We start from the raw sequence: 7,492 nt of genomic DNA, 5'->3' as shown, positions 1-7,492 counted from the left end.
GGATCATCAGAGTCAAAAAATTCGTTCATGGAACCAGTCAGCAGAAACCCTGAATATTAGTTATATCCTCACAATCTTCAGGTTATTGCAATCAATTACATCTCTCACTCATTGAACAATCAGACACGAAAAGTCCAATTACCATGGATTATGTACGTAAAATCAGTCTGGATCTCACAGTATCCAAATCTACTTATCCACAGCAACCATTTGTATACACGAATATTTTTATGAAAACTGAAAATTCTGAATATCTGAAAGAAATTACCCATGATATAATCAGTTCGAATTCTGACCCGGCTTTGGTAAACCGATTACTTGGGATTATTGAAGAACTACAGGATGAAGTGAAGCGCCTGAAACGAACCCAGGGTTTTGATGTTGTCAGGGGCAAGAGACTAAAGCCGCTGAACTACATTGCCGGAAAAGATAAGATCTAAATTTAAATCCTAAAAACCTGCAAGAATCTGATCTCAATTTTTTTCTCCTGACATGGTGACTATACCCCTGACAGATGACAAGCCCAGGGTACCTCACTATCTCCCGTGACCTTCTCATTTCCCGGATACACACAATAGAGGAACGTTCTTCACCCTGCATCCTCTGCCCCCGTCACTGCAGAGCCCTACGCTCCGATGGGGAGTATGGATACTGCAGGACCGGTATCCATTCCTATGTGGCTTCATTTGGCCCGCATTTCGGCGAAGAACAACCAATTTCTGGGACCAGGGGATCAGGGACCATCTTCTTTACCGGATGCACCATGGGATGCCGGTTTTGTCAGAACTATGAGATCAGCCATGAGCGGATGGGGAGGGAAATAACCGAACCGGATCTTGCATACATATATCTCCATCTTCAGGAACAGGGATGTCATAATATCAACCTGGTCACCCCGACTCACCAGCTCCCGGCAATCCTGAAAGCACTTCTGATCGCAATGGATACCGGGCTTCAGATCCCGCTTGTCTACAACACGAGTGGATATGAAGACATTGACACACTCCGGCTTCTTGAAGGAATCATCGACATCTATATGCCGGATTTTAAATTTGCGGATGAACAGACAGGCAGGATACTGGCACAGACACCTGATTACCCGCAGATTTGTAAGGCCGCCCTGTGTGAGATGCATCGTCAGGTGGGTGACCTTACCCTTGAGAACGGTATTGCAACACACGGACTTCTCATCCGGCACCTTCTCCTCCCCGGAAGAAGTGAGGAGACAGAGAAAATCATCCGGTTCATTGCTGATCAGATCTCCCTGAATACCTGGCTTAATATCATGGACCAATACCATCCTGCAGGTGATATCAGAAGATCCTGTCCTGACGAGTATGCTTCCCTTCTCCGCCGGGTATCACCTGAAGAAGTGGCGACGGCAATCAGGATTGCACACGAGTATGGTCTTACCAGGGGCCTTGAATAAGAGAAACGGACCGATCAGGTGTATAACTCGAACGTCCGATCCACCCACCCATCCAGCCTGAACTTCCGCCTGAGCCCGGCCTCATTCATGAACCGGATAGTCCCGAATACTGCCCGTTCCTTCCACGGCCGATCATGTTTCCCAAAGCACCAGGCAACCCCGCAGAACCCGTTCGGGTCCCGTCCATCCATTTCATACCGGTTATTGAGAGAAAGGGCAATGGAATACGCCTCTTCAGGTGTTTCGGTCCATTCAAGGATCTTCTTTCCCCAATACATCCGCAGATACCCATGCAGGTACCCGGTCCGATTCATCGAGAGTTGCATCGCATTCCATGCCCGGTCATGAGTCCTGCACTGCTCAAAATCCGCAAGTGTGTATGAATACTCCCGTGTATCAGTCCGGTGTTTCCCAAGGGTCTTCCTCGTCCATTCCGGAAGGCCTTCGTACTGATCATACCGGGGATTATACCAGACAAAATTGTGTGATAACTCCCTCCGAACGATGAGTTGTTCCAGGAACGCATGGATTCCCGGTCCGGGATGTTCCATCACCCGGAGGGCGATATCAAGTGGAGAAATATGGCCGAAATGTAAGTATGCGCTCAAATACGATGTTGCACGGGCTGTCGGATCATTATGGGTGGCTTCGTACCGGTCGATGGTGCCGGAGAGAAAAACAGAGAGATAATGATCTGCAGCAGTCTCTCCTCCGGGAAGGGATTGAGAAGAAGTATCGTCGGAGACATGTTCCTGGTTAAACTCGCGCTTTGGTGCGGACGGAATCTCCGTGAATGGCTGATAATCCGTGGACTCTACCTGAACATGCCTTGGGGTGAGAGGGTGCAGAAAGGCGGGGAGTTGCCGGGTAATTTTTGGTCTGAATGTTCCTGCCGACCATTCTTCTTTTGGTGATGCAACATGAACCGGCACGATCAGGTTGGTCTCAACAATCGCCACCATACACGGGACGGAATCAATGACCTTCTGCCTCCATTCCCGCTGAAGCCTTGTCCAGCCCTGATCAGTCACCATCATGCATGCATCGTCTACAATCCGGGGAATGATATCGACCGGACTCCCGAAGAGGATCTGAAATCCGATTCCCCGCTCGGAGAGAGAACGCTTCACGTCCTGAAGACCGTCCCATAAAAACCGGTAATGGACCGGTGTTGCTTCAGGATAGGAGAGGTCAAGAGAGAAGACGACGATGAGAGGTTTTTTTAGTTCGTTTGATCGTTCAATTGCATATTCAAGGGCATGGTTATATCTGGTCCTGACCGCTGATTGCATCCAGTAGAGGATGTACGAACCCTTCGGTTCCTGATTATTGAATGAAGTAATGCGTTCAGGCTGAATCATGAGTAATACCAGATGGCACAGATTTTTTATACGGAAATATTACATGATTGTAGTAATCACAGATATGTAGTTCATCATGAGATAAGGACTTATGACTTGTGCATACACGGGATTAATTAAAAAATCTGGAGATTTTTATGTAGGTCTTTGTCTTGAACTCAATGTTGCCAGTCAGGGAGATACTATTGAGGAAGCAACCAGAATGCTTCAGGAAGCATGCCAAGAGTACCTTTCTTTCGTCAAAGAAGAAAGAATAGAAGATGAAATAAAGCCAGTCTCGTTGGACCTCCTCAGAGAGTTTCTTATTGGAGATTTTGGGTCCTCTCATTCAAATGATCGTCTGTTTTCTAAAAAAATAACAATCTCCGATCCCTGTGCCGCATAAGATACCACCAATGCCAAGCAGGAAATTTGTGGCCCTGCTGGCTAAAGGCAATGCACGGTTAATTTGTCAGCGCGGGACGAGCCATGCAATATTTAAGAGAATATCCAAGGGGATAACATATCATGCAACGGTGGTTATGGCAAAAGATGAGTTTTCTTCTCATTATATGCTGATTGTTCTTCGGCAACTGGGGTTCACCGATGATGAAATTGATAATTTATTGGGACAATGAGGTTGTCGGATGATGGAATAGTCCTCCTCTTCTCCGTTATGACTCATTTTATCAGACATTACTTTGTTTCTATTGAGAAATTTTTCATAAGATCACTCATAATCTCCTGATCCAAATTGAGAAGTTCGATCCCAACAATCCTGTTATCTTTGTCATAATCCAGAACTAATCCCGGTTTAACCTCTTCAGAACTCACAATTGGTGATTCATCAAACCGGATATAAAAAGCTCTCATGACGGAATCTATAGTAATTTTCATCGTTTTATTGAATAACACAACGTTTCAGATGTCATACCCTCTTAAACATCTTCCCGAGTTCCTGACATGAGAACGAGATTATCGTCGGCCGGCCATGTGGACAGGTCCAGGGATCAGCGGTCTGTGACAACTGATTTAGTATATCCATCCCCTGTTCAGGGGTGAGCACTGCTCCGGCTTTTACCGCACTCCTGCATGCAACCAGCCGGAGAACCTGCTCTTTTAACCGAACCGGCCCTTCATCCTCTGAAAGGATCGTTCCGATTATCTCCCTGACCGTTTCAGGATCCTCATACCTCCCAAGGACCACCGGAACCCCCCGGACACACCAGGTATCCTGACCAAAGGGCTCAATAATAAACCCTTCATCGGAGAGAACCGGAAGAACTGAAGGGATAAGTCCGGCCTCGGAGGGGCTCAGGGTGAGCACGACCGGGGCAATCAGTTCCTGGGTTTTCAGGTGCAAAGACTCCTGCTGCTTTAATTGATCGTACCTGACCCGTTCATGGGCCGCATGCTGATCGATGAGGAATAATGCTCCGGTCTTATCACTTGCAATAATGTATGTCCCGCCGACCTGCCCAATCCAGAAGAGCTGGGGGAACCGCTCATCCTTCGTAGCTTCATCGGCACTCTCCTGTAACCGGGTCTGCAGGAGCTGACGAGACGTGGTCCGGTACCCGGCAAGGGTTGCTTCACATACCTGCCTCGTAACCGGTGCTGCTGCGACAGATCCATACCGGATTGGAGCTGGTACCGGAGAAGGAAGGTCAGAGAGAGAGATCTGCGCATCTTCATCCGGTCCTGCAGGAAGGTCAAGCAGATCTGCATCGTCAAGGGCCCGTCTGACCGTCCGGACAAGCAGATCTAGGATTTTTCGTTCTGCAGAAAATCTGACCTCACGCTTGGTCGGATGGATATTTGCATCCACCTCTGCCGGAGGGACCGCAAGCATCAGAACCGCAACCGGCCATACATTGCCGGGTATCAGGGAGCCATACGCCCGTTTTACCGCAGATATCATCGCAGGAGACTGAACAAGCCGACCGTTCACGGCAATAAGAAACCGTTGCCTATTCTGCTTTACCAGTTTCGGGAGGGAGATAAGACCGGTGACGACAGTGTTTCCATCCTCACCGCGGATTGGAATCATCATCCCTGCATCAGACGGGTAGAGCGCCCGGAAGATATCAGAAAGATCAGACCCTCCATGGGTTGAGAATTTTTCAATCCCGTTTACGAGGTACCTGAAGGTGATACCCGGGTACAGACATGCAAATGACTCAAGAAGGGATGTGATGTGGGCAACCTCAGTCTGCAGGCTTTTTAGGAACTTGCGCCTCGCAGGTGTGTTAAAAAACACCTCTTCAACCGTTATCGAGGTCCCGTTCGGTGCCCCGGTCTCGGTGCATTCGACGACCTCTCCCCCTGTGATCCGAAAGCAGATTGCTGCCTCTGACTCTTTCGGCTTTGTCACCATCGTCACGTAGGAGACTGCCGCTATGCTTGCGAGTGCCTCGCCCCGAAATCCAAGTGTCCGACAGGAGAGCAGATCATCACCGGTCCTGATCTTGCTCGTGGCATGGGCAAGAAAAGCAATCCTGACCTGGTCTGAAGGGATGCCGACTCCGTCATCAGTAATCCGGATGCGGGATATCACGCCATGGGCGGTAGAGAGTTCCACCGTTATTCTGGATGATGCCGCGTCAATTGCATTCTCGACCAGTTCTTTGACGATGGAGACCGGACGGTCCACCACCTCACCGGCAGCGATCAGGTGGACGGTTGATTCATCAAGGATCTGGATGACCGGGGCAGGGGTGGTCATAGGTGTCGTGCCTTCTCCTGCAGATCGGCAAGGATACGAAGTGCCTGCATCGGTGTGATCTCATTGACCTGAAGTGAGCAAAGTTCTTCCCGCAGAGGATCCGGCCCGGCCTTTTTGACCGGTTCTGTCCCGGCATCAAGAAGGATCATCTGGGTGTACCGTTTGACACCACCGCCCATCGGATCCTCACCGCTCATGATCCGTTTTATCAGCTCTTCAGACCTGCTCACAACCGAAGCCGGAACACCGGCAAGCTCGGCCACATGAATACCATAGCTCCGGTCAGTAGCGCCGGGAACCAGTTTCCGGAGGAATATGACGTCCTTGTCCGTCTCTTTTACCGCGAAATGACAGTTCCGGACACGTCTGAGGTCAGCTTCTATCCCCACTATCTCGTGGAAATGGGTCGCAAAAAGACATCGCGGCCCCTTTGACCTCTTGCCGTGAAGGTGCTCAAGGACAGCTTTTGCGATACAGTACCCGTCAAGGGTGCTGGTCCCTCTGCCGATCTCATCCAATATGACGAGGCTTTTCTCCGTAGCATGGTTGAGGATGGTTGCAAGCTCCATCATCTCAACCATAAAGGTACTCTGTCCGGAGGCAAGGTCATCAAATGCTCCGACTCTGGTAAATACCCGATCAACGACCCCGATCCTGGCATAGGTCGCCGGGACAAAACTTCCCATCTGGGCAAGAATGATGATCAGGGCCACACTCCGCATATAGGTCGACTTTCCGGCCATATTGGCCCCGGTGATGATCAGGATCTGGTCTTTTCCTGCCGAGAGCTCTGCATCGTTGGGGACAAAACCCCCGCCAATACTGTTCTCCACCACCGGATGACGGCCTTCACGGATCAGAAGGGTGGGTTCATCGACAAGTTCAGGCCTGACATACTGGTTTTTGAGTGCTATTTCTGCAAGTCCTGCATAGAGGTCAATCTTCCCGACCGCCTGGGCTATCTCCTGAAGAGCAGGTACCTCCTGATTTGCCTTTTCGATGATATCCCTGAAAATCTCCTCTTCAAGACTCTGCAACCGCTCGTCAGCCGTTGCTATCTGGGACTCCATCTCGCGAAGTGCCGGGACGGTATACCGCTCCCCGTTTGCAGTTGTCTGGCGGCGTTCATAATCATCCGGAACACTGGCAAGATTTGCCTTGGTTATCTCGATGTAGTACCCGAATACTGCGTTATATTTTATTTTCAGGGATTTTATCCCGGTTCGTTCCTTCTCCTGCTGCTCAAGGTCTGCGATCCATTGTTTCCCGTTTCGTGAGATGGTCCGGAGGTGATCAAGTTCCTCATGATACCCGTCCTGTATCACCCCCCCTTTCCTGATAAGGGCTGGTGGATCCTGGACAATTGCTCTTGTGATAAGGTCGGCCAGAGGGGTGATGTCCCTGATACCGGCGATTGCACCGGATAGTTCGTCAGGAATACCGTCCTCTGTAGAGAAGATGGATTTGAGGCTCTCTACCGCATCATTCGCTATAGCAAGGGTTACCAGATCCCGGGGGCTTGCATTCCCATAACTGATCCTCCCGGCAATCCGCTCAAGATCCGGGAACCGGTGGATGCGGGTCCGGACATCATGTCTGACAGCTGACCGGTCAATGAAATATGATACCGCATCAAGCCGGCGGTTTATTACGTTCGGATCCAGGAGGGGTGCAGCAATCCTTTTGCGGAGGAGACGGCGGCCCATCGGGGTCAGGGTCAGATCGATGGTTGCAACAAGGGTTCCTTCTTCGGTCCGGTCCCGGATATTCTGCAGGACCTCCAGATTCCGTAATGTGACAGCGTCAAGGACCAGGTGTGAGCCGATATCTGACCGGTGGACCGACCTGATATGGGATAATGAATCAAACTGGGTCTTCTGGGCATAGGCCAGGGCAGCCCCCGCCGCGATGGTTCCTGCCGGATAACCGGCACAGGGCAGATCCTCCGGATTTGAAATGCCAAACTGCCGGCAGAGCACCTCCTCTGCAGATGCCATC

8 protein-coding genes are annotated in these 7,492 nt (G+C 50.3%); 4 read left to right on the top strand and 4 right to left on the bottom strand.

Annotation, left to right across the window (positions count from 1 at the left end; genetic code table 11):
* The first annotated feature begins 230 nt into the window (after positions 1–230).
* Together LDL35_RS13380 and LDL35_RS13375 are read left to right on the top strand one after the other, a co-directional pair.
* Positions 231–440, top strand: a complete 210-nt coding sequence (locus LDL35_RS13380) for a hypothetical protein (RefSeq protein WP_304023306.1) — start codon at positions 231–233, stop codon at positions 438–440.
* A 74-nt stretch (positions 441–514) separates the two neighbouring features.
* On the top strand, positions 515–1,429 hold the full coding sequence (locus tag LDL35_RS13375) for a radical SAM protein (RefSeq protein ID WP_304023304.1): 915 nt from the start codon (positions 515–517) through the stop codon (positions 1,427–1,429).
* A gap of 14 nt (positions 1,430–1,443) precedes the next feature.
* Here LDL35_RS13375 and LDL35_RS13370 read toward each other — a convergent pair whose 3' ends face one another.
* The gene (locus LDL35_RS13370) at positions 1,444–2,790 is read right to left on the bottom strand and encodes a deoxyribodipyrimidine photo-lyase (RefSeq protein ID WP_304023301.1); all 1,347 of its coding nucleotides are present in this window, start codon (positions 2,788–2,790) and stop codon (positions 1,444–1,446) included.
* A 91-nt stretch (positions 2,791–2,881) separates the two neighbouring features.
* On the opposite strand from LDL35_RS13370, the gene LDL35_RS13365 reads away from it, so the two are divergent.
* The gene (locus LDL35_RS13365) at positions 2,882–3,175 is read left to right on the top strand and encodes a type II toxin-antitoxin system HicB family antitoxin (protein ID WP_304023299.1); all 294 of its coding nucleotides are present in this window, start codon (positions 2,882–2,884) and stop codon (positions 3,173–3,175) included.
* A gap of 10 nt (positions 3,176–3,185) precedes the next feature.
* The gene (locus LDL35_RS13360) at positions 3,186–3,407 is read left to right on the top strand and encodes a hypothetical protein (protein ID WP_304023297.1); all 222 of its coding nucleotides are present in this window, start codon (positions 3,186–3,188) and stop codon (positions 3,405–3,407) included.
* A gap of 58 nt (positions 3,408–3,465) precedes the next feature.
* Here LDL35_RS13360 and LDL35_RS13355 read toward each other — a convergent pair whose 3' ends face one another.
* From LDL35_RS13355 to mutS, 3 genes are all read right to left on the bottom strand, one after another.
* On the bottom strand, positions 3,466–3,666 hold the full coding sequence (locus LDL35_RS13355) for a DUF2283 domain-containing protein (RefSeq protein WP_304023295.1): 201 nt from the start codon (positions 3,664–3,666) through the stop codon (positions 3,466–3,468).
* A 31-nt stretch (positions 3,667–3,697) separates the two neighbouring features.
* Complete coding sequence (gene mutL / locus LDL35_RS13350) at positions 3,698–5,494, bottom strand: DNA mismatch repair endonuclease MutL (protein ID WP_304023292.1); 1,797 nt, start codon at positions 5,492–5,494, stop codon at positions 3,698–3,700.
* Positions 5,491–7,492: DNA mismatch repair protein MutS (mutS, locus tag LDL35_RS13345; RefSeq protein ID WP_304023291.1), on the bottom strand; the 2,002-nt coding region annotated here is incomplete at its 5' end. The genes mutS and mutL, both read right to left, overlap by 4 nt.

Origin of the sequence: Methanospirillum hungatei (assembly GCF_020216685.1) — an archaeon.
Classification (GTDB): Archaea; Halobacteriota; Methanomicrobia; order Methanomicrobiales; family Methanospirillaceae; genus Methanospirillum; species Methanospirillum hungatei_B.
The sequence above is the reverse complement of the archived record's forward strand: the minus strand, read 5'-3'. Positions and strand labels throughout refer to the sequence as shown.

Bases quoted from the DNA above. Each gene is read 5' to 3' on its own strand.
- LDL35_RS13380 (WP_304023306.1), top strand. From the start codon at position 231: ATGAAAACTGAAAATTCTGAATATCTGAAAGAAATTACCCATGATATA.
- LDL35_RS13375 (WP_304023304.1), top strand. From the start codon at position 515: ATGACAAGCCCAGGGTACCTCACTATCTCCCGTGACCTTCTCATTTCC.
- LDL35_RS13370 (WP_304023301.1), bottom strand. From the start codon at position 2,790: ATGATTCAGCCTGAACGCATTACTTCATTCAATAATCAGGAACCGAAG.
- LDL35_RS13365 (WP_304023299.1), top strand. From the start codon at position 2,882: ATGACTTGTGCATACACGGGATTAATTAAAAAATCTGGAGATTTTTAT.
- LDL35_RS13360 (WP_304023297.1), top strand. From the start codon at position 3,186: ATGCCAAGCAGGAAATTTGTGGCCCTGCTGGCTAAAGGCAATGCACGG.
- LDL35_RS13355 (WP_304023295.1), bottom strand. From the start codon at position 3,666: ATGAAAATTACTATAGATTCCGTCATGAGAGCTTTTTATATCCGGTTT.
- mutL (WP_304023292.1), bottom strand. From the start codon at position 5,494: ATGACCACCCCTGCCCCGGTCATCCAGATCCTTGATGAATCAACCGTC.